The organism is Enterobacter cloacae complex sp. 677-3DZ2D5B (genome assembly GCF_004136695.1).
Taxonomy (GTDB): domain Bacteria; phylum Pseudomonadota; class Gammaproteobacteria; order Enterobacterales; family Enterobacteriaceae; genus Enterobacter; species Enterobacter hormaechei_C.
In genome coordinates this window covers 728,181-749,124 of record NZ_QFLS01000001.1, presented here as the reverse complement: position 1 = coordinate 749,124, position 20,944 = coordinate 728,181, and the positions used below count along the sequence as shown (strand labels likewise).

Annotated in this window: 22 protein-coding genes and 1 pseudogene; 10 read left to right on the top strand and 13 right to left on the bottom strand. The window is 54.7% G+C overall.

The window, feature by feature from the left end; all coding sequences use genetic code 11:
- Window positions 1-164: 164 nt before the first annotated feature.
- The 4 genes and pseudogenes from tssE to tssB all read right to left on the bottom strand — a co-directional run bounded on the left by tssE (window position 165) and on the right by tssB (window position 2,620).
- Complete coding sequence (gene tssE / locus DD597_RS03745; protein WP_003857652.1) at window positions 165-608, bottom strand: type VI secretion system baseplate subunit TssE; 444 nt, start codon at window positions 606-608, stop codon at window positions 165-167.
- Window positions 608-1,087, bottom strand: a complete 480-nt coding sequence (tssJ, locus tag DD597_RS03740; protein WP_129255964.1) for a type VI secretion system lipoprotein TssJ — start codon at window positions 1,085-1,087, stop codon at window positions 608-610. The genes tssE and tssJ overlap by 1 nt, the downstream gene beginning before the upstream one ends.
- 182 nt (window positions 1,088-1,269) lie before the next feature.
- Window positions 1,270-2,094, bottom strand: a pseudogene (gene tssC / locus DD597_RS03735) (type VI secretion system contractile sheath large subunit); the annotation flags it as partial.
- Between the two features lie 34 nt (window positions 2,095-2,128).
- Window positions 2,129-2,620, bottom strand: coding sequence for a type VI secretion system contractile sheath small subunit (gene tssB, locus DD597_RS03730; protein ID WP_129255963.1), 492 nt, complete (start codon window positions 2,618-2,620; stop codon window positions 2,129-2,131).
- Window positions 2,621-3,216: 596 nt separating this feature from the next.
- On the opposite strand from tssB, the gene DD597_RS03725 reads away from it, so the two are divergent.
- Complete coding sequence (locus DD597_RS03725) at window positions 3,217-4,812, top strand: FAD-NAD(P)-binding protein (RefSeq protein ID WP_109948833.1); 1,596 nt, start codon at window positions 3,217-3,219, stop codon at window positions 4,810-4,812.
- A 28-nt stretch (window positions 4,813-4,840) separates the two neighbouring features.
- Here the strand turns inward: DD597_RS03725 and DD597_RS03720 are convergent, their stop codons facing one another.
- Together DD597_RS03720 and DD597_RS03715 are read right to left on the bottom strand one after the other, a co-directional pair.
- A complete protein-coding gene (locus DD597_RS03720; RefSeq protein WP_003857662.1) occupies window positions 4,841-5,476 on the bottom strand; it encodes a carbonic anhydrase in 636 nt (211 codons plus the stop codon).
- A gap of 72 nt (window positions 5,477-5,548) precedes the next feature.
- On the bottom strand, window positions 5,549-6,331 hold the full coding sequence (locus tag DD597_RS03715; protein ID WP_003857664.1) for an MBL fold metallo-hydrolase: 783 nt from the start codon (window positions 6,329-6,331) through the stop codon (window positions 5,549-5,551).
- A gap of 125 nt (window positions 6,332-6,456) precedes the next feature.
- Here DD597_RS03715 and DD597_RS03710 point away from each other — a divergent pair, with 125 nt between their 5' ends.
- Entirely contained in the window at window positions 6,457-6,597 is a 141-nt protein-coding gene (locus DD597_RS03710; RefSeq protein WP_003857665.1) for a hypothetical protein, read from the top strand.
- A 56-nt stretch (window positions 6,598-6,653) separates the two neighbouring features.
- Here DD597_RS03710 and DD597_RS03705 read toward each other — a convergent pair whose 3' ends face one another.
- Together DD597_RS03705 and DD597_RS24810 are read right to left on the bottom strand one after the other, a co-directional pair.
- Window positions 6,654-8,060: a DUF1996 domain-containing protein gene (locus DD597_RS03705; RefSeq protein ID WP_063855509.1), complete on the bottom strand. Its 1,407-nt coding sequence runs from the start codon at window positions 8,058-8,060 to the stop codon at window positions 6,654-6,656.
- Between the two features lie 144 nt (window positions 8,061-8,204).
- Window positions 8,205-8,372, bottom strand: a complete 168-nt coding sequence (locus tag DD597_RS24810; protein ID WP_032653328.1) for a hypothetical protein — start codon at window positions 8,370-8,372, stop codon at window positions 8,205-8,207.
- A gap of 245 nt (window positions 8,373-8,617) precedes the next feature.
- Here DD597_RS24810 and DD597_RS03700 point away from each other — a divergent pair, with 245 nt between their 5' ends.
- From DD597_RS03700 to DD597_RS03685, 4 genes are read left to right on the top strand one after another with little or no spacing between them, the layout of a single operon-like run.
- Window positions 8,618-9,448: an ABC transporter substrate-binding protein gene (locus DD597_RS03700; RefSeq protein ID WP_129255962.1), complete on the top strand. Its 831-nt coding sequence runs from the start codon at window positions 8,618-8,620 to the stop codon at window positions 9,446-9,448.
- A 1-nt stretch (window position 9,449) separates the two neighbouring features.
- A complete protein-coding gene (locus DD597_RS03695) occupies window positions 9,450-10,265 on the top strand; it encodes an amino acid ABC transporter ATP-binding protein (protein ID WP_129255961.1) in 816 nt (271 codons plus the stop codon).
- Complete coding sequence (locus DD597_RS03690) at window positions 10,265-11,011, top strand: amino acid ABC transporter permease (protein ID WP_023324532.1); 747 nt, start codon at window positions 10,265-10,267, stop codon at window positions 11,009-11,011. The genes DD597_RS03695 and DD597_RS03690 overlap by 1 nt, the downstream gene beginning before the upstream one ends.
- Window positions 10,995-11,681: an amino acid ABC transporter permease gene (locus tag DD597_RS03685; protein WP_045332073.1), complete on the top strand. Its 687-nt coding sequence runs from the start codon at window positions 10,995-10,997 to the stop codon at window positions 11,679-11,681. Before DD597_RS03690 ends, DD597_RS03685 begins: the two co-directional genes overlap by 17 nt.
- On the opposite strand, the gene fumD is transcribed toward DD597_RS03685, so the two are convergent.
- From fumD to DD597_RS03665, 4 genes are all read right to left on the bottom strand, one after another.
- Window positions 11,662-11,871 carry a fumarate hydratase FumD gene (gene fumD, locus DD597_RS03680; protein WP_003857676.1) on the bottom strand — a complete coding sequence of 70 codons (210 nt, stop codon included), beginning with the start codon at window positions 11,869-11,871 and terminating at the stop codon, window positions 11,662-11,664. The genes DD597_RS03685 and fumD overlap by 20 nt on opposite strands.
- Window positions 11,872-11,979: 108 nt before the next feature.
- Window positions 11,980-12,792 (bottom strand): MetQ/NlpA family ABC transporter substrate-binding protein, encoded by an 813-nt coding sequence (locus DD597_RS03675; protein ID WP_003857677.1) that lies wholly within the window; start codon window positions 12,790-12,792, stop codon window positions 11,980-11,982.
- Window positions 12,793-12,815: 23 nt separating this feature from the next.
- Complete coding sequence (locus tag DD597_RS03670) at window positions 12,816-13,484, bottom strand: methionine ABC transporter permease (RefSeq protein WP_023324531.1); 669 nt, start codon at window positions 13,482-13,484, stop codon at window positions 12,816-12,818.
- Window positions 13,477-14,499: a methionine ABC transporter ATP-binding protein gene (locus DD597_RS03665; RefSeq protein WP_045336581.1), complete on the bottom strand. Its 1,023-nt coding sequence runs from the start codon at window positions 14,497-14,499 to the stop codon at window positions 13,477-13,479. Before DD597_RS03665 ends, DD597_RS03670 begins: the two co-directional genes overlap by 8 nt.
- 400 nt (window positions 14,500-14,899) lie before the next feature.
- Between DD597_RS03665 and DD597_RS03660 the strand changes: the two genes are divergently transcribed.
- The 4 genes from DD597_RS03660 (at window position 14,900) to lpp (ending at window position 19,776) form a co-directional block, all read left to right on the top strand.
- On the top strand, window positions 14,900-16,270 hold the full coding sequence (locus DD597_RS03660; protein WP_063855506.1) for a cystathionine beta-synthase: 1,371 nt from the start codon (window positions 14,900-14,902) through the stop codon (window positions 16,268-16,270).
- Window positions 16,271-16,282: 12 nt separating this feature from the next.
- Complete coding sequence (locus tag DD597_RS03655; protein WP_129255960.1) at window positions 16,283-17,428, top strand: PLP-dependent aspartate aminotransferase family protein; 1,146 nt, start codon at window positions 16,283-16,285, stop codon at window positions 17,426-17,428.
- Between the two features lie 377 nt (window positions 17,429-17,805).
- Window positions 17,806-19,227 carry a pyruvate kinase PykF gene (gene pykF / locus DD597_RS03650; RefSeq protein ID WP_003857687.1) on the top strand — a complete coding sequence of 474 codons (1,422 nt, stop codon included), beginning with the start codon at window positions 17,806-17,808 and terminating at the stop codon, window positions 19,225-19,227.
- Between the two features lie 312 nt (window positions 19,228-19,539).
- Complete coding sequence (gene lpp, locus DD597_RS03645) at window positions 19,540-19,776, top strand: murein lipoprotein Lpp (RefSeq protein WP_001082307.1); 237 nt, start codon at window positions 19,540-19,542, stop codon at window positions 19,774-19,776.
- 60 nt (window positions 19,777-19,836) lie between these two features.
- Here the strand turns inward: lpp and DD597_RS03640 are convergent, their stop codons facing one another.
- On the bottom strand, window positions 19,837-20,850 hold the full coding sequence (locus DD597_RS03640) for a L,D-transpeptidase family protein (RefSeq protein ID WP_022650923.1): 1,014 nt from the start codon (window positions 20,848-20,850) through the stop codon (window positions 19,837-19,839).
- Window positions 20,851-20,944: the final 94 nt, after the last annotated feature.

Below are 20,944 nucleotides of genomic sequence, written 5' to 3'. Positions count from 1 at the left end.
TATCTTTTCTGACCAGGGTAAAATAAATATCTGGTCGTTCATGTTGCCTGCTCGCCCAATTTTCATGAAGTGGTTATTTTCGCAGGCGAAACTCTGCAATATGCATCCTCGCGATGTCGGTAAAAGATGTGGGGTGGTTTTACGTGCTGAATTTCAAAATTGGCTCACAATCGGGCTGTATTATCCAGATACTGCTGTTGTTTCAGATGACGGATTAATACCCTGCCCTCGGGCATAAACTCCGTGCCGTAGCGCACCAGCCCCACCCCCTTCAGCTCCGCATCAATGGCGTAGCGGAGTTCACCGGGCTGAATCTGTTCCTGCATCACCACATTAATCCGGCTCAGGCGCGGCTCGTATTTCAGCAACACAGCCGACAGTGTGGTAATCAGCTGGTGGGCGGTCCCGGGCATTCCCTGGAGGATTTTTGTCATATCCGGCAGACCGTAGTCCGGCAGGTGAGCCAGCGTACCGGCGCGGCAGTTGAGGATGCGCTGCATGTTATCGAGTACTGATAAAATCAGCTGGTTCTCCTCACTGACACTGTGCAGGTCAAGCCCGCCGGCGAAGTTACCGTACAGCATGTCATACAGAGACGGACGCGGCATCATTCCCCCTCCAGCGGTTTCAGCGTCAGACGATTATTACTGACTTCGATAACCCGCGCCTTATCCGGGTCAAGGTCGTCACGGGTCAGGGTAATACGCCAGGTATCATTTACCTGGTCCGGTGCCATAAACATCCCCGCCACCGCCACAACCTGCGCGCTCTCTTCCATCGGCATATCCAGCGTCACCGATTCGCCAGGGCGCAGGCGGATATCCTTTTCCGCCACAAGATCGGCTTTAATGGCCTGAGTGTCACTGGCGAACAGCGACGGATAATCAGTACTGTCAAACGCCTTACGCTCTTTAAGCTGGTAAATTCGCACCACCGTTGCCAGCGATGCCCCCTTCGCGTTGTTGTTCACCCCTTCGCGCGCCTGAATATCCAGGTGAAGGGTTTTCACCTGTCTGTAAAAAATGGACTTCGTGACGGCGACGGTGCCATCCGTCACTTTCTGCGTCAGACCGCAGCCGGTTACCAGCCCTGACGGGTTTCACGATAAACGGTATCGGGAGGGAACAGGCTGGTCGTATCGCCGCAGGCCAGCACCACCGCACCCTGAAAATCTTCCGGGGGCAGGACATGCTCCGTTACCGGTATGACGAACTGGCGACGCCGCCACCGGTGCCATAGCGCCGCGCCGCAGACCAGCAGAATACAGGTGCTGTCCGGGCCATACGGCAGACGCCCCAGCACGCGCGGCATCACGAGGCCGATGTAGCGGGCGTCGTCGGTGTCGCGGAAAGATTTCCACTTGATGTACTCGGCGCGGTCGAAGTAGTTGCCGATATCCTTAATTGCTGCGACCTCTTCCATCGAGTCTTTCAGGAAAAATTTCGGACCGACAGAGCCAATAAACGGCATATGTGCGGCAGCTGATACTTTAGAGATGTTGCGCAGCAGCGCCACATCCTGCGGGCTGGCGTCAAATTCATAGGATGAAATCACGGAACCAATCGGCTCGCCGCCCGGGGTGTCGTATTCGGCGGTATAGGTGTGCCAGTAGAGGCCGCTCTGAATAAGTTCCGGGGCGTCTTCAAAGTCCTGACGCAGATCTTCTTTCGACACATCCAGAATTTCGGTTTTCACATTCTGGCGGTAGTCGGTGCTGTCCACCAGCTGCTTCAGGCCGCGCCACAGGGACTCCACCTTCTGGAACTCATGGTGATGCATTACGGCATCCAGCTGACGGCTGATCTGGAAATCCAGCTCAGCGATATGGTGGTCAATCAGCGTTTTGTCGAGCTTCTCCACCGGCTGACCGGATTTGCGGATGCAGTCCATAAACACCTGCATCGCCGCCGTCAGGCGTTCACCCGCCGGAGCGTCAGAAAGCGCGGCGTCATCCAGAAACGCATTGATATCACCCAGGCTGGAGGCCGGGGTCAGGTTGATTTTTTCAAACAGGGAGGCGTAAACGCCCTCTTTTTCCAGTACGGTGGTCTGCCCCTGCGCGGAGGCGGTTTCAGTATTCACAGACATCAGCATATTCCCGGTTAATCCATTAAATTACACATGCCGCTTATTTCGGGGCCAGTGCACTCATTTCGTCGCGTAATTCCTGAGACAGCGCCGGGTCTTTGAGAATTTTCTCAAGTTCTTTTCTGAAAGTGGCGTTATCAAGAAGATTGGATTTGAGGTCGCGTAATAAATTACGCATGGCCAGCATGGCGTGGAGCTGGGGGATCTGGCGGGCAACCTGTTCAGGTTCGAAATCCTTAATATCGGAGAAATTCAGTTTTATGCTTTCTTCCGAGCCATCCCCGGCCATTGTGTTAGGAACCGTCAGATTCACTTCCGGGTTAAATTCCGAAAGTACGCTGTTGAAGTTATTTTTATTGACGTTGATTTTCTCCCTTTCCGATAATGGGCGATTCTCTTTTCCATTACTGAAATCACCGACGGTGAGGAGTTTAAGCGGCAGTTCGACTTTCTTCTGCGCGCCACCTGTATGCAGAGCCAGCTTTAAGTTTATGCGTGCCTTGGGCACCTCATTCTGGAATGAATCGGCCATAGCAATCCCTTTCTTTAAAAGAAATAAATGTTAAGTGAGTGACGTTTCTTTACAAAGCCATATTAGAGCAAATGTCCATTTTAAATCAACTTTTCAGATCAAAGATCTACAATTGGACTTTCCTTAAGAATATTCCACCAATAAGAATAAAAAAGAACGCCGCGTAGCGGCCTGCCGAAATGCCCTTGCGCGCTTTTTGTGAGCCTGACAAAAAGTTGCTCAAAGGTTGGCTACCAGATTATTTTGTTACTTTATCGAGGTGATGGAATAGTCCAGCCACGGACTATCCCATCACTCACAGTTATAAAAAATAAGGATAATATTGGCCCCACTATATATTTAAATATCCTATCTCTTTTTTTAACCCCTATCACATACAGATAATCGATAAACCTGGGACCAAACAGTTATTCCTTTCAGAAAATCAGGCAGAATTATATCTAATCAGCAGGGTCAATTGAATTGAATTTCCCATAAATTCAGGAAGGGGCGCAACATCCCCTCTTCTAAACGTCTTAATTTCTCCCTTCATTGAATGACTTAGCCTTTCTCCTGCTACGCTTGTTGTATGGTTCAGAAACGCAGGAACGCTTTCGATGAAAAAAATCGCCATTATCGGCTCAGGCCCAACAGGGATTTACACCTTTTACTCACTTCTTAACAACGCAGCGCCGCTTTCGATCACCGTTTTCGAAAAGGCAGACCAACCCGGTGTCGGAATGCCCTACAGCGACGAGGATAATTCCCGGCTGATGCTGGCGAACATCGCCAGTATTGAAATACCGCCCATTTTCATCACTTACCTGGACTGGCTCAAACAGCAGAATGCGGCCCGCCTTGCCCGCTATAACGTCGACAGTGAGAAGCTGCACGACCGGCAATTTCTGCCCCGTATTCTGCTGGGTGAATATTTCCACGACCGGTTTCTCGCTGTCGCTGCCGAGGCGAAAAAGGCTGGGTTTCATATCGAGGTTCACCCCAACGCAGAAGTCACTGATATTAAGGCTGATGCAGACGGCGTGGCCCTTTCAGTAAACAATGCCCCTTTCTCAAGGCGGTTTGATCTTGCGGTTGTTGCCACCGGCCACGTCTGGCCTGATGAAGATGAAACCACCCGCGCATATTTCCCAAGCCCATGGTCAGGGCTGATGGACGCGGAGGTCCGAGCCTGTGAGGTGGGGATCATGGGTACCTCCCTCAGCGGGCTGGACGCTGCAATGGCGGTTGTGATGCAGCATGGCCGGTTTAGCGGGAAGCAGTTCGTTGTCAATAAAGGCAGCGAAGGGCTAAAAATCATGCTGATGTCCCGCACGGGCGTTCTGCCGGAGGCCGATTTTTACTGCCCTATCCCTTATGAACCACTGTCGGTGTTAACGGATTGTGTGGTGGCAAGCGAAATCGACAAAGGCCCGGATGGGCTGCTTGACCGCATCTTTGCGCTGATGGTGAAAGAGCTTGAGCTGGCCGATCCGCGATGGTGTCAGGCGATAGCGCTCGGCACGCTGAATGCCGACACGCTCCGTGATGCCTGGTTTGAGGATCGTAAAAAGCACGGTCCTTTCACCTGGGCCGAAGCGAATCTGAAAGAAGTGGAGCGCAACAAGCGCGAAAAACGCACCGTTGCCTGGCGCTATACCGTGCTTCGTCTGCATGAAGTGGTACAGGCCATCGTCCCTTCACTCAATGAGCATGACAGAGAGCGGTTTAAATCCGGGCTGGAGCGTGTGTTTATCGATAATTATGCCGCCATTCCACCGCAGTCTATCCGCCGGTTACTGGCGCTGCGCGAGGCAGGGATCATTAGCGTGGTCGCACTCGGTGATGATTACGATCTGGATATCGGCAGCGATCAGACCGTCATCACCACGGCAAAAAAAAGTTACCGCTTCGACGTGTTTATCGACGCGCGCGGACAAAAGCCGCTCAGAAACAAGGACATTCCCTTCCCCACCCTGCGTAAACAGCTTGCGGGAACCGGCGATGACGTTCCGGACGTGGGAGAAGACTATACGTTGCTGGCGCCGGCATCACTGCGGGGGCGTATCGCTTTTGGGGCGATCCCCTGGCTGATGCACGATCATCCGTTTGTTCAGGGTTTGTCTGAGTGCGCTGAAATTGGTAAAGCGATGGCGGAAGCAGCTGGAAAACCTGCGTCGGGCGTGCGAAGGAAGTTACCTTACATGGAGTTTTAACAGGGCTTCCCTGCCCTGCGGTGTCGGATTACTCGAAGAAGACTTCCGGGTTTTCCGACAACGACACGAACGATTTAGTGTTCTTGTCCAGGGCAAGGATTTTGCCGCTTTCGATGTCATATACCCAGCCGTGCAGGCGAATGGCATTGTTGCGCAGGCCTACCGCCACCGACGGATGGGTCTTGATGTTGCTCAGCTGCGCAAAGACGTTTTCCTGCACCATCGCATTCACTTTATCGATTGGCTTATCCCAGGTTTTCTTCTCCACCACCGCTTTTGCCGCATCAGAATAGCGCAGCCAGTGGGAAACGGCCGGCATCGGCTCCAGATCGGCGTTGTCAGCAATCGCCTTCATCGCGCCGCAGTTGGAGTGGCCGCAAATAACGATATCGGTCACGCCCAGGGCCACTACCGCATATTCGATGGTCGCAGAGACACCGCCAGGCTCCGGCCCGAACGGAGGCACAATGTTGCCCGCGTTTCGAATGACAAAGAGCTGTCCTGGCTCCTGTTGCGTAACCAGTTCCGGAACCAGACGGCTGTCGGAGCAGGAGATAAACAGCGCTTTGGGATTCTGACTGGACGCTAAACTACGAAAAAGCTCTTTACGTTGCGGGAAAATCTCTTTTTGAAAGCTGAGAAAACCTTCAATGATATGTTGCATAGCCATTTCTCTTTTATCTGTTTTAGTTTAGGTATGATCGCGATCACACTCGTAAAATTTAACCACCGCGTCTTAGCGGAGACAAGCAATATATTTCTGGCCCGACCGCTGCACGATCTCATCTGCGTTCACCGGGATGTTCTGCCCTTCAAAGGCCCCGTACAGGCGCTGGTACGTTTTCCCGGTCAGTCGGCCGATCACCGACTCAACGGTGCGGGCAGGCAGCGGCAGCATATTCGGATAACTCCACATAAACGACACGGCGTCTTTCCCGGGTGTAACCTGCAAAATATCACCGGCCAGCAGCACGCCGTCGCCTGACTGCCAGTGCAGCACCGTGCCGCCTGCAAAATGCCCGCCCAGCCGCAGCAGAGTCACCAAAGGCATAATCTCCAGGGCGTCCTCCTCCCAGAAGCGTATCGCCGGGCTGTCACGCATCACCCACTGCCGATCGCTGGCGTGCAGGTAGATCGGCGCGTTAAACGCGGCGGCCCATTCCTGCATGGTGGTGTAGTAATGCGGGTGCGAAATCGCGATCGCGCTGATGCCCCCGAGCGCGTCAACTAACGCTCTGGTCGCCGGGTCAAGATTGGCGATGCAGTCCCACAGAACATTGCCCTGTGGCGTACGCAGCAGAAGCGCGCGCTGGTTGATGGCAAAAGCGGGAACGGTTTTGATGCTGAACAGCTGCGGCTCCAGCTGTTGCCATTTGTTGGTGTGCGTGGTCGTGAGGCTGTCGAAGTCCGTCCATGCCTGGCCCGTCACCGGGACATACTGGCGCTCATCGTCGCAAATCGGGCAGTTTTTGGGCTGTTCATCGTAAGCGGTACCGCAGGTTTTACAGAGTGTAATCATCGGCTTTCCTCAGCAATAAAGCACTGAGTATGGCAGGGATTATCCATATGTGCTGAGGGGTGCCTGGCCCGCTTTTTTTGACTTATACTGTGCCAGTATCAAAAACTGAATAACGCAGGTGGCACATGGAAATTGATCTCGATAACTTAGTCTTTAACGGGCTGGATGAAGCAGAAGAGCGCAACGCGGAACGTCTCGACGATGCGGATAAAAAAGCCCAGGCGATTGTCGCCGATGACGACTGCGGCGATGCCTGCAAGATCTGAAGAAAAAGCACCGGGCTCCCCGGTGCTTTTTTATGAATGCCTTTTGCTACCCAATATCAGATCTCCGGCGTTTTGCTAAACCCGGTCAGCATCAGGATCAGGCTTTGGGGAGATGAGCCCGTCTCAAACTGATAGTGATTTCCCTGACGATCGCCGCCGATATACCACGAAATTTCGGTTTTCCCTTCTGCCAGCGCCTTACGCACCGCTTTATCCACGTCCACCATCCGGTATTCGCGGGAGTGGTTCAGGTAAAGCACCGCATCCGAGCGGTAGTTGCAGGACGGCCGTGAATGCCAGCTTACGGTGGCCGGATCCCAGTCGTTACTCGCCGGATAGAAGAAAATTTGATCCGCGCCGTTGGTTTCCACTTTCCCGCCAAAAATTCTTACGCGGTATTTAAACTGGGCAGGATCCTGTCCGGCAGGCAGCGGTGGAATGTGGAACTTCACCAGCGACAATGTTTCGCTGTTTTTCGTGCGTCCACCGTTCTTCCAGTTATCCTGCGCCAGTAAGACCTGGGGATCGGGCTGTGAAAGTGCGGGTTCTATGCTGCTGAGCCAGACGTTGGCCTTCGCTTTTGAATAACCATACGGCACGGTGGTGCCGCAATCCATTCCGCGGTTCATGCACAGGTCGGTCATAAAGCGCGCGGCATCTTCCGTCCAGCCGTTCATGAAGTCAGCATGTGCCGTATACAGGCTACCCCACCGCTCTTCACGCTCACTGCCATGCATGATGGGGTCGAGGGAAAGCTGGACTTTACTGGTATCCAGAGAGCTAATTGTCGGGAGCACGTACGCAATATTCATGTTCACCGTCGGGATCTTCACCGGGAAGGCGGACGGACACTGTCCTTTCGTATCGTAGGTGGCGTTAGCCAGGCCGTGGGCGGGCTTCAGGTTGACCCCGTCCCAGCAGTTCGGGAACTGAATGCCGATATTAAACTGCACGGCATCCTTCGCCTTGCGTAAGCCGCAGACTTCACCCGTTCTGGTGGTGTAACCCTTGCCATTGGCGCATAAAAAGGTGATATGCAGATTTGGCGCGGTGCCGTGGTGATCGCCCGCCAGCAGCGACAGCCCCGCCGGGAACGGGTGCAGCGGCCAGGCGTCAACGTTCGATGCTTGATAATAGGTTTTTTGATAGGCGGGTTTGACCACCGTTCCGTCCGGCAATTTTAGCGACGGAGCCCAGTAGGCCGAGCTGTCTGCTTTGTTATCGCAGGTGGTCTTTTCCTGGGTACGCAGCGATTCACGGCTGGAGTAAGCATCCGTATGCACGTTACCAAAAAAATCGTGCAGCATAGCCTCGTTGGGCATGCCGAACATCATAATGGCATCATCGCCGAGGGTGTGGGAATAACTGCATACAACATGTGCCTGTGGTCCAGCGTGTGCCGCCTGCATGGTAAGCAGAAGTGCGGTGGCAGAAAGCGCGGGGGTTAATACTGTCCGTTTCATTATTATCTCCATCTGTGAAAGGAGATAGTGGTAACAAAACGGCCATCATTTACCGAGGATTAGCCTGGGTATTTTTCCCTTCATCCCCGCTTTACAGGCACCACGCACAGCTCATTCCAGTACATTTCGCGCGTCCGGCGCAGTTCAGCGTGACGTTTTATCATGGAACCACTCCGGGTCGATGTTGGCTACGTCCACGCCATACAGGCTGGCGACAGGCAGTATTGACTCAAGAACACGTTGCGCGCTGTTCTCCGCATTCACTGGTCGGGGCGCAAAAAACCGCCGTAACGTGCTTATCCATTTTTTCATCGTCATTACCCTTCTCGCTTAACCTGTCCTCAGTTAAACACCCAAATTGCGCCCGGGGGAAATATCAAAATCCACTGTCGATGTGCAGGATCTGCAAATAGCGCCCCGCCGTCTGCTCTCTTCTTTAACACCTTGTTCACTCATGCTTTTTTTCTCATAGCAAAGAACGATTTCTTATTTGGCGATAGCTTTCCCTTATGGGAGCGTAACGGGGTAAAACAAAAACAACGGGATGGCGTATGACTATGGCTGCAAAAATGAAAGGGTCTAAAAAACGGGCGCAGGTTCTGGGATTAGTGGCTGCCTGGGGCCTGGTTTCAGCGCAGGCGCAGGCCGATCGGCTGGCGGATATCAAGGCAGCAGGCGTGGTGAAAGTTGCCACGTTTGATGCTAATCCACCCTTTGGCTCGATTGATGCCAAAACGCATGAGATCGTGGGTTACGATGTGGACTTCGCCAAAGCGCTGGCGAAATCGCTCGGCGTCAAGCTTGAACTGGTCGCCACCAATCCGGCTAACCGCATTCCGCTGCTACAGTCCGGAAAAGCGGATCTCATCGTGGCGGATATCACCATCACCCCGGAACGCGCACAGGTCATTGATTTCTCGACGCCTTACTTCGTCACCGGCCAGCAGTTCCTGGTCCCGGCAAAATCACCGGACAAGCTTGATGACTATAGCCGGGCACGCATTGGCGCCGTAAAAGGTACGACGGGTGAACAGGCGCTGCACCAGCGTTTTCCGCAGTCCCGCGTCCTCTCTTACGATGACATCCCGCTGGCGCTGACGGCACTGCGCAATGGCAACGTGCAGGCCATTACCCAGGACAGCACCATTCTGGCTGGCCTGCTGGCGCAGGCGCCGGATAAAGCCGACTTCAAAATCCTGCCCGACCTGCTCAGTAAAGAAGAGATTGGCGTGGGGGTGAAAAAGGGTGAAACGGCGCTGCTGAAAGCCGTTAACGATGAGCTGGTTAACCTGGAGAAAAACGGCCAGGCGGCAAAAATCTATGACGTCTGGTTCGGTCCAGGCACCCCTGCTCCACAGCCTCGTAACTTTAAAATAGAAGCCCGGTAATATGCTCTCAGGTTTATTTTCGCACTCCGCGGCCAATGCCGCGGATTTTTCACGTCTGGAACAGGCCAGCGTTGAGTTTCGCCATGTGGACAAACGCTACGGCGACCATCCGGTTTTAACCGACATTAATCTCACCATCATGCCGGGTGAAGTGGTTGCCATTCTCGGCCCTTCGGGTTCCGGAAAATCGACCCTGATTCGGCTTATCAACCAGCTTGAGAGCCTGAGCGGCGGGGAGATTCTGGTCGACCACAAGCCGACCGGACAGCTTTCCGGCAGCAGGCTACGTCAGTTACGCAGCCGCGTCGGGTTTGTATTCCAGCAGTTCAATCTCTATGCCCACCTTACCGCCAGCCAGAACATCACCCTGGCACTGGAGCACGTTCACGGCTGGAAACCCCTGCCCGCCCAGGAGCGCGCGCTGGCGCTGCTGGAGAAGGTCGGCATGCTGGAGAAGGCGCACCGCTACCCTGCTGAACTTTCCGGCGGACAACAGCAGCGCGTGGCGATTGCCCGCGCTCTGGCCTCGTCGCCGCAAATCATTCTCTTTGACGAGCCAACGTCGGCACTCGACCCGGAGATGATTGGCGAAGTGCTGTTGGTGATGAAAGCCCTTGCCCACAGCGGGATCACCATGATTGTCGTCACCCATGAGATGCAGTTCGCCCGGGAAATTGCCGGTCGAATCGTCTTTATCGACGGTGGACACATTCTGGAAACCGCGTCCCCGGCGCAATTTTTCAACCAACCGTCGCATCCGCGTGCGAGGCGGTTCCTGCAAAAAGTGCTGGATCCGCTGCGTCAGGAGCAACTGTAATGCCCGCTCTGGACTGGCAGGGGGTGCTGGCCGGACAGCCCCTGCACTGGATCCTCTCCGGATTTCTCACCACTCTGTGGGTGACGCTGGCGGGGATTATGCTGGCAAGCCTGCTCGCCTTGTTCTTTATGCTTTTGCGGCTTTCCGGGGGACTTCTCGGGACGTCGTTCGTCAGCGGCTGGGTATCGCTGTTTCGCAATACGCCGCTGCTGGTGCAGCTGCTGTTCTGGTATTTCGCCGCCTGGAACGGGTTGCCGCAGGAGCTGCGTGACGCGGTGAATGCAGACCACAGCTGGTCCATTTTGCCCGGTGACGTCTGGTGGTTTACGCCCGAATTTTTATGCTCCGCCTGGGGGTTAGGCGTATTTACCTCAGCGTTTTTAATTGAAGAAGTCGAATCGGGGCTGCGTTCCGTACCTGCCGGGCAACGGGAGGCGGCGCTCGCCCAGGGATTTTCCTCATGGCGTCTGTTTCGCTACATTCTTCTGCCACAGGGACTCGCTAACGCCTGGCAACCCGTCGTTGGCCAGTACCTTAACCTGATGAAGCTCTCCTCGCTCGCGAGCGGAATTGGCTTCGCCGAACTGACCTACCAGGTTCGCCAGATAGAAAGTTACAACGCCCATGCCCTGGAAGCCTTTACCGTCGGTACGGTGCTCTACTTACTTACCGGGATGGTGACGGGGAGCGTGCTGGTGCGCCTCGGCCCCCATTCAGGGAGGAAAAATCATGATCCCCGGATTTAACGTTATTGTCGAAAACCTGGATTATCTGCTTTGGGGACGTGCGACTGCGGGAGAACCCGGCGGCGTACTGCTCTCACTGCTGATGGCCGCTGGCGCCGCCGCGCTTGCCCTGCCCGGCGGGATTGTGCTGGCATGCGTCGCCTGGCGCTATCCCGGCGTGGTGCGCAGTGCGCTGTTTGCGTGGGCAGAGTTGATTCGCGGGATCCCCCTGATCTTCGTAATATTCTGGATGTGGTATCTGCTGCCGCTGATAACCGGCAGGGATCTCCCTGGCGCGACGACCGTCACGCTGGCGCTGGCCTGGTTTACCGCGGCTGCGGTGATGCATTCGGTATTAGCCGGACTGAGAGCCCTACCGTCGGGCCAGAATGAGGCCGCGCTTTCTCAAGGGTTCAGTACGCAGCAAACGCTGTGGCGCGTGCTGCTGCCGCAGGCGCTGAGAAATATTCTGCCGTCGCTGGTGGGGATTTTTATCAGCCTGCTGAAGGATACGTCGTTGGCGTTTATCGTGAACGTTCCTGAACTGACCACGGTGGCGGGACAGGTCAACAACCGGGTGCAAATTTACCCGGCGGCCGTTTTTATCTTTACGGGTGTGATCTATTACCTGCTCTGCTGCTCGCTTGAGCTGCTCGCGAAGCGCTGGCGCGTTAGCCGGCCAGCGCTTTAACCACCGTTTCCATCGCTTTGGTGGTCAACTCACTGCGCTTAACGCGCTGGTTCGCCAGCGCGGTACGCAGTACGCCCGCAATGACAATATGTTTCGGCTCCTGCCCTAAATCACGCATTTCGAGAACGACCTTGCCTACCACCCGACACATCTCCTGGTACAGCGCTTCGTCTTTGGTCACATTGCCCATTGCCATCACTCCGTTGCCCTAAACCGTCAGCTTAAATCATTCGTCGGCTGGATACAAAAAAGAAGCCCGGCGTGTTGTTCGCCGGGCTTCGTCTGGAAAATCAGTCGATTAGTTGTTAACCGGGATGACTGCGCCTTTGTATTTGGTGCGGATCCAGTCCTGAATCTCTTTGGAGTGCAGCACGTTCACCAGCGCGACGATATCCTTCTTCTTCTCGTCACCGCGATGAACGGTAATGATGTTGGCGTACGGGTTATTCTCACCGCTTTCAACCGCAATTGGATCGTGGACCGGATCCAGGCCAGCATCAATCGCGTAGTTGGCGTTGATCACCACCGCAGCACCTTCGTCGTTGTTGTACATCTGCGGCAGCAGAGACGCTTCGACGTTAGGGGTAAATTGCAGCTTTTTCGGGTTCTCCACGATATCGCTGATGCGCGCGGTCACTTTATCGATGCCCGGCTTCAGCTTGATCACGCCCTCTTTTTCGAAGATGGAGAGAATACGCCCTTCCTCGGAAACCGCATCACGCATGATGATTTTGCCGCCCTCCGGCAGATCCTTCAGCGATTTGTATTTTTTTGAATAGATACCGATCGGCTCAATGTGGATTGCGCCCGCACTGACAAAATCATAATCCTTATCGCCCGCGTGATCTTTCAGCACGCTGTTCAGGTAAGGGATGTGCTGGAAATAGTTGGCGTCAATGTCATGCCCCGCCAGCGCCGTGTTTGGCAGTATGTAGTCCTGGAAGGGTTTAATCTCCAGATCGATCCCCTGCTTCGCCAGAATCGGCTTAGCCTGCTCCAGAATTTCCGCGTGCGGGGTGTTGGACGCCCCCACGGTGAGCGTATCCGCCCAGGAGGCAAAGCTCAGGGCGCTCAGGGTTGCGGCGGCGATCAGTGTCAGTGTCTTTTTCATGATGTGGTTCCTGTGTGTATTTATTAGCGTTTATCTAACAGTGAAGTAATGGCATCGCCGCAGAACTGGATAATGAACACGATGATCAGAATGGTCACCGTTGCCACCAGCGTGACGTCACCATGGTTGCGCTGGAATCCTTCCAGATAAGCCAGATTTCCCAAACCGCCGGCACCTATCACCCCTGCCATTGCGCTGTAGCTCACCAGCGCAATCAGCGTCACCGTCATACCTGAAACCAGTGCGGGTGAGGATTCCGGCAGTAAAACCCGAAACACTAACGTGCTCAGCCGCGCGCCCATCGAACGCGTGGCCTCAATGACCCCTTTGTCCACTTCTCGCAGGGCAATCTCGACCAGACGGGCGTAGAACGGCGCCGCGCCCACAATCAGGGCGGGCAGCGCAGCGTTAGCGCCGAGAATGGTCCCCACAACGGTCTTGGTGAACGGGATCAGCAGAACGATGAGAATGATGAACGGAATCGAGCGGAACACGTTCACCACAATCGACATCACGCTGTAGACCGTGCGGTTGTGGAATAACCCGCCGCGGGCAGTTAAAAACAGCGCCAGACCCAGCACGATGCCTAATACAAAGGTCGCCACGCCGGAAAGCGCGGTCATGTACAGCGTCTCCAGCGTCGCCGCCCAGAGCTGATCCCACTTGAGATGCGGAAAGAGATTCTCAGCCATGTTTAATCACCTCGCCTTCAATATCGCTGTGCTGCAGGTCGGCGAGGATATTGTTCAGTTGTTCATCAGATGCCACGACGTGCACCCAGAGTTGACCAAACACGCCGTGAGCGGTTTGGGTCATTTTTCCGTGCAGGATGTTAAACGGCAGGCCGTAGCGCAGCGTCAGTTCGCCCACAATCGGTTTATGCGTGCTGTGCCCGGTAAAGGTCAGCCTGATAACCGTACCTTCCAGATCGTTTGCCAGTTCGGTATTGAAGGTTTCTTCTTCAGCATACTGGCTCACCTGACGGACAAACTGCTGCGTAATCGGCTGCTGCGGATGGGTAAAGACGCTCAACACGTCGCCCTCTTCCACCACTTTACCGTTCTCCATCACCGCCACGCGGTCGCAGATTTTGCGCACCACGTGCATCTCGTGCGTGATCAGCACGATGGTCAGCTTGAACCGACGGTTAATATCCAGCAGCAGATCGAGGATCTGATCGGTGGTTTGTGGATCCAACGCCGAGGTGGCTTCATCACACAGCAGTACGTCCGGATGATTGGCCAGCGCGCGGGCAATGCCCACACGCTGTTTTTGCCCGCCGCTCAGCTGCGACGGGTAAGCATTCTCCCGTCCCTTCAGGCCGACCAGCTCCACCAGCTCGGCAACGCGAGCCTGAATTTGCGCTTTTGGCACACCGGCAATTTGCATTGAAAAGGCGATGTTTTCCTTCACCGTGCGCGACCAGAGCAGATTAAAGTGCTGGAACACCATGCTGATTTTCAGGCGTGCCTGACGCAGCGCTTCTCCCTTCGCGGCGGAGATATCCTGACCGTTAATGGTGACGCTGCCGGCGCTGGGCTTTTCCAGACCGTTCAGCAGACGGATCAGTGTACTTTTCCCGGCCCCGCTGTAACCGATGATCCCGTAAATCTGTCCCTGCTCTATCGTCAAGTTGACGTTATCAACGGCTGTCAGCGCCAGCTTCCCGTTGTCAAAGACCTTCGAAATATTGCTGAGTACGATCATTCTTATTCGTTATCCGTTACGCATATAGCGGTTTAGCAGTATGGATGTCCAAAAGATAGTAAACAGCCGTTATCAGCTTTTAAATGACCAAAAAAGAATTTCTTATAATTCTGCGGAATAAACAGCGAACTGGCGGGTGAAAAAGCATTTAGATGAATATCAGCAATAATTATCTGCCATTTGCATATCAGGTCACACTCACCCGGCGAAATCGGTTAATTTTGCAGCACTTTATGCGGATTTAGCCATCCTCACATCCGGACAACTTTACGTCTTGCTGTCTTTCCATCTGAAAACACAAGGATTATTCCTTTCTGTTCTTAAACTTGGTGAAACGTTCTTTATTGAGAAAATTTCATGGTTCTATCATCCGGTCATCACCTCTTCACAGGACATGACCATGACGCTTTACCACTCCGTCACCGAACTGATTGGCCGTACGCCGCTCATCCAGCTGCACAAGCTGGACACCGGCCCCTGCTCGCTGTTTCTGAAGCTGGAAAACCAGAATCCCGGCGGCTCGATTAAAGACCGCGTCGCGCTGTCGATGATTAACGAAGCCGAGCGTACGGGCCAGCTAAGGCCCGGCGGCACCATTATTGAAGCTACGGCGGGGAACACCGGCCTGGGGCTGGCGTTGATTGCGGCGCAGAAGGGCTACTCGCTGATCCTGGTGGTGCCGGACAAAATGAGCCGCGAGAAGATTTTCCACCTGCGCGCGTTAGGGGCGCAGGTCGTGCTGACCCGCTCGGATGTGAACAAAGGGCATCCGGCCTATTATCAGGATTATGCCCGGCGGCTGGCGAACGAACTGCCAGGCGCGTTTTATATCGACCAGTTCAGTAACGCGGCCAATCCGCTGGCGCATCGCACCACTACCGCACCGGAACTGTTTGAACAGCTTGACGGCCAGATCGATGCCATCGTCGTCGGCGTGGGGTCCGGCGGTACGCTGGGCGGCTTACAGGCGTGGTTTGCAGAACATTCGCCGCAGACGGAATTTGTGCTTGCCGATCCGGCCGGGTCGGTACTGGCGGACCAGGTTGAGACCGGACGCCATCACGATGCCGGCTCGTGGCTGGTTGAGGGGATTGGCGAAGACTTTATTCCTCCGCTGGCGCACATCGAGGGGGTTAACCGCGCCTGGCGCATTACCGATCGCGAGGCGTTCACCACCGCCCGCGATCTGCTAAAAACGGAAGGGATCCTGGCAGGATCCTCCACCGGCACGCTGCTGGCGGCAGCGCTGAAATATTGCCAGGCGCAGACTACGCCAAAACGTGTGGTCACCTTCGCCTGCGACAGCGGCAATAAATACCTCTCGAAGATGTTCAACGACGACTGGATGCGCCAGCAGGGGCTGATTTCGCGTCCGCAGGCAGGCGATCTCTCGGACTATATTGCCCTGCGCCACGATGAAGGCGCGACGGTCACTGCCGCCCCGGACGACACGCTTTCCACCGTGCTGGCCCGCATGCGCCTGTACGACATCTCCCAGCTGCCGGTGCTCGATAACGACAAGGTCGTCGGCATCATCGACGAGTGGGACCTGCTGCGACACATCGGGGGAGATGCCGATCGCTTCTCCCTCCCCGTGACGGCGGCCATGACGCGTCAGGTTGAATATCTGGATAAGCAGGCCCCGGAGAGCGCCCTGTACGCCATCTTTGACCGTGGCCTGGTGGCGATTATTTATGACGAAAACCGCTTTCTGGGTTTGATCACACGCAGTGACGTACTCACCGCCTGGCGTAACCGCCTGACAAAATAAAAGGAGCAAAAGATGAAAAACCTGGCCACCCTCAGCGTTCACAGCGGTGAGTATCACGACCCGCACGGCGCCGTGATGCCGCCAATTTACGCCACGTCGACGTTTGCGCAACCGGCACCGGGTGAACATACCGGCTACGAATACTCCCGGAGCGGCAACCCAACCCGCCACGCGCTGGAGACCGCCATCGCCGAACTGGAAGGCGGCACGCGCGGGTACGCCTTCGCGTCAGGGCTGGCGGCCATTTCCACCGTGCTCGAACTGCTGGATAAAGACAGCCATATCGTCGCCATTGACGACGTGTATGGCGGTACGTATCGCCTGATCGAAAACGTGCGCAAGCGCAGCACCGGGTTACAGGTGAGCTGGGTTAAGCCGGACGATGTAGCCGGACTTGAGGGCGCCATTCGCCCGGACACGCGCATGATCTGGGTGGAAACGCCAACGAACCCGCTGCTGAAACTGGCCGACCTGGAGGCCATCGCGGACATTGCCCGGCGCCATAATGCGATCAGCGTGGCGGATAATACCTTCGCCTCCCCGGTCATTCACCGGCCGCTGGAGGCGGGGTTCGACATAGTGGTCCACTCCGCCACCAAATATCTCAACGGTCATTCAGACGTGGTTGCCGGGCTGGCTGTTGTGGGGGCGAATAAGGATCTGGCGGAGCGTCTGGGCTATCTGCAAAACGCGATTGGCGGCGTTCTGGATCCGTTCAGCAGCTTCCTGACGCTGCGGGGCATTCGCACCCTCTCACTGCGCGTTGAGAAGCACAGCGCCAATGCGCTGGCGATTGCGCAATGGCTGGAGCAGCATCCGCAGGTAGACAGCGTGTTCTATCCCGGGCTGGCGTCACATCCCCAGTATGCGCTGGCCCGCAGACAAATGGCGCTGCCGGGCGGCATGATCTCCGTTGTGATTAAAGGCGATGCGCAGCGCGCGACAGAGGTGATCCGTCATCTTACGCTCTTTACCCTGGCGGAAAGCCTTGGCGGTGTGGAGAGTCTGGTGAGCCAGCCCTACAGCATGACCCACGCCTCCATTCCACTGGCGCAGCGTCTTGCAAACGGCATTCTGCCGCAGCTTATCCGCCTGTCGGTGGGGATTGAAGATGCGAAGGATCTGATCGCCGACCTTAAACAAGCGCTGAAAAAGTGAGCAAAAAACGGCGGGCGTTGCGCCTGCTGTCATAAGATGACATTAGGCCTTAACGCCTTGATAACAAACTTATGTGAATCTGCACAGATTGTTTTTGAAACGCTGTTTCCATTTTCCTTTTTACTGTAAATCAGCGTATAATGCGCGCCAAATCCCTGGTGAATGGTTTCAGCGCTTGGAATACAAAAAACAACGTACAACTTCTCCTCTCCTTCGTTGGGCTGGCACTCAGGCACACTTTCTTCTGCACGCTCATTTGATGTCACCTATTCTTAGTGCGTGTCATATACTCTTTCGCAACACAGGTTTGACTCCGCGGCGGTGCGCCCCCGGAGCGAGATTTCCATATCCTTCCCAACTTAAAGACTAAGACTGTCATGAAAAAGACGAAAATTGTTTGTACTATCGGCCCGAAAACCGAATCCGAAGAGATGCTGAGCAAAATGCTGGATGCCGGCATGAACGTGATGCGTCTGAACTTCTCCCACGGCGACTATGCTGAACACGGCCAGCGTATCCAGAACTTGCGCAACGTGATGAGCAAGACCGGGAAAAAAGCGGCAATCCTGCTCGACACCAAAGGTCCTGAAATCCGCACTATCAAACTGGAAGGCGGTAACGACGTTTCCCTGAAAGCGGGCCAGACCTTCACCTTCACCACCGACAAATCCGTTGTGGGTAATAACGAAATCGTTGCCGTGACCTACGAAGGCTTCACCAGCGACCTGTCTGTTGGCAACACCGTGCTGGTAGATGACGGCCTGATCGGCATGGAAGTGACCGCTATCGAAGGTAACAAAGTTATCTGTAAAGTGCTGAACAACGGCGATCTGGGCGAAAACAAAGGCGTCAACCTGCCGGGTGTGTCCATTGCTCTGCCAGCGCTGGCTGAAAAAGACAAACAAGACCTGATCTTCGGCTGCGAACAAGGCGTGGACTTCGTTGCTGCCTCCTTTATCCGTAAACGTTCTGACGTGGTTGAGATCCGTGAGCACCTGAAAGCGCACGGCGGCGAGAACATCCAGATCATCTCCAAGATCGAAAACCAGGAAGGCCTGAACAACTTCGACGAAATCCTCGAAGCGTCTGACGGTATCATGGTAGCGCGTGGCGACCTGGGCGTTGAAATCCCGGTTGAAGAAGTGATCTTCGCGCAGAAGATGATGATCGAGAAATGTGTTCGCGCGCGTAAAGTGGTTATCACCGCAACGCAGATGCTGGACTCCATGATCAAAAACCCACGCCCTACCCGCGCTGAAGCAGGCGACGTTGCGAACGCCATCCTCGACGGTACCGATGCCGTTATGCTGTCTGGCGAATCTGCAAAAGGGAAATACCCTCTGGAAGCGGTCAGCATCATGGCGACCATCTGTGAGCGTACCGACCGCGTGATGAAAAGCCGTCTGGATTACAACAACGACAGCCGTAAACTGCGCATCACCGAAGCCGTGTGCCGTGGTGCGGTAGAAACCGCCGAGAAACTGGAAGCCCCGCTGATTGTCGTGGCGACCCAGGGCGGTAAATCTGCGCGTGCCGTGCGTAAATACTTCCCGGATGCGACCATTCTGGCGCTGACCACCAACGAAACCACCGCGCGTCAGCTGGTGCTGAGCAAAGGCGTGATCCCACACCTGGTGAAAGAGATTGCCTCTACCGATGATTTCTATCGTCTGGGTAAAGAAGTGGCTCTGGAACTGGTTGATTGTGGCCTGGCTCAGAAAGGCGACGTGGTGGTTATGGTTTCTGGCGCGCTGGTTCCAAGCGGCACCACCAACACGGCATCTGTCCACGTGCTGTAATATTTCACGAACAAATTATTGTTTTGTTAAAAAGCGTCCTTCGGGGCGCTTTTTTTATTCCCGCCTTTAACCAGAACTATTCAAAAAGCAAATCGGGTTTTTCTATTTAATCGCGATTTATCTAAGATGAATCCGATGAAAAATGCCTTTTTTAACATAGCTTTTTCGTCAAAATTGCCGATTTCGTTGCTTCTTTGAGCGAACGATCAAAAATAGGCGTAATCCCATCAAAAAAATATTCTCAACCCAAAAAACTTTGTGTAATACTTGTAACGCTACATGGAGATTAACTCAATCTAGAGGGTATTAATAATGAATCGTACTAAACTGGTACTGGGCGCGGTAATCCTGGGTTCTACTCTGCTGGCAGGTTGCTCCAGCAACGCTAAAATCGATCAGCTGTCTTCTGACGTTCAGACTCTGAACGCTAAAGTTGACCAGCTGAGCAACGACGTGAACGCAATGCGTTCCGACGTTCAGGCTGCTAAAGACGACGCAGCTCGCGCTAACCAGCGTCTGGACAACCAGGCTACTAAATACCGTAAGTAATAGTACCTGTTAATAAAATGGCGCACATTGTGCGCCATTTTTTTTGCCTTAGTCAAACCTCTACTGAAGCGCTTTCTCTCCCTCGTCTTCCGCCACCGCCGCTGAGACACGACTATTCTGAACCGACAGGACAGAATTGCTGGCTGACGAACCATTGCCTGTTGAAACGGCAACCGGGATCCCGGCTCTGCGCGCCAGGGCTTTATCGATAAGCGTTTTATCGCTACCTGACTCCGCTGCAAAAGCGGTAAACGCCGCCGAGTGCGTGAACGGCACCGTCTGTGGGTTTTCGCCCTCAGCCTGCGCCAACGGCCTGTGCACTTCGATATAACGTTTGCCGTCCGGCTCGACGGAGAACTTCACCGGCTCATTGATAATCTGCACCCGCGTGCCGACGCGAACTTGCTCAAACAACGCTTTGATATCCGGCGCGTTCATCCGCATACAGCCCGAGCTGACCCGCAGCCCTACGCTGTCCGGCGCGCTGGTGCCATGAATAAGATATTCCCCATTCCCGATACCCAGACGAAGCGCAAAGCGCCCCAGCGGGTTATTTGGCCCTGCGGGTACCACAGGCGGCAGTTTAATTCCCTGGGCCAGTGAGCGCGCTCTGATGCCCGCTGTGGGGGTCCAGGTAGGGTTAGGGATTTTCTGACTCACACGGGTGGTGCTAACCGGTGTTTCCAGCCCAAGCTGACCAATACCCAGCGGATAGACCTGCACGATATTTTCGCCTGGCGGATAGAAGTAAAGACGCAGCTCCGCCAGATTCACCACAATGCCCTCACGCTCGGTGTCCGGCAGTAGCATCTGGGAAGGGATCGTAATGACCGTTCCTGGCGCAGGATTCACCGGTGCAATGGTATTATTGGTTTCAAGGATGAGCTGTGCGGCGGTATTAAACCGACGAGCGATAGACTGAAGTTTATTGTCCCCTTCCTGAATGGTGTATGTCTGGTTTTGCCCAATCAGGCGGCTGCCTGCGGGCGGTAAAGGATAATCAACCGCCCTGGCTGAATTAACAGCACTGAGCGAACCAAGGAGTAATAGAGTTATTAGAGACGCGCGCTTCATGCTGAGATTCCTTATTCACTGACCAAACGTCAGAAAGCTGAAAAACCAGCGAGGTGGAAACCACCCCGCGAAACAGAATGAATGCTGTTCTGTC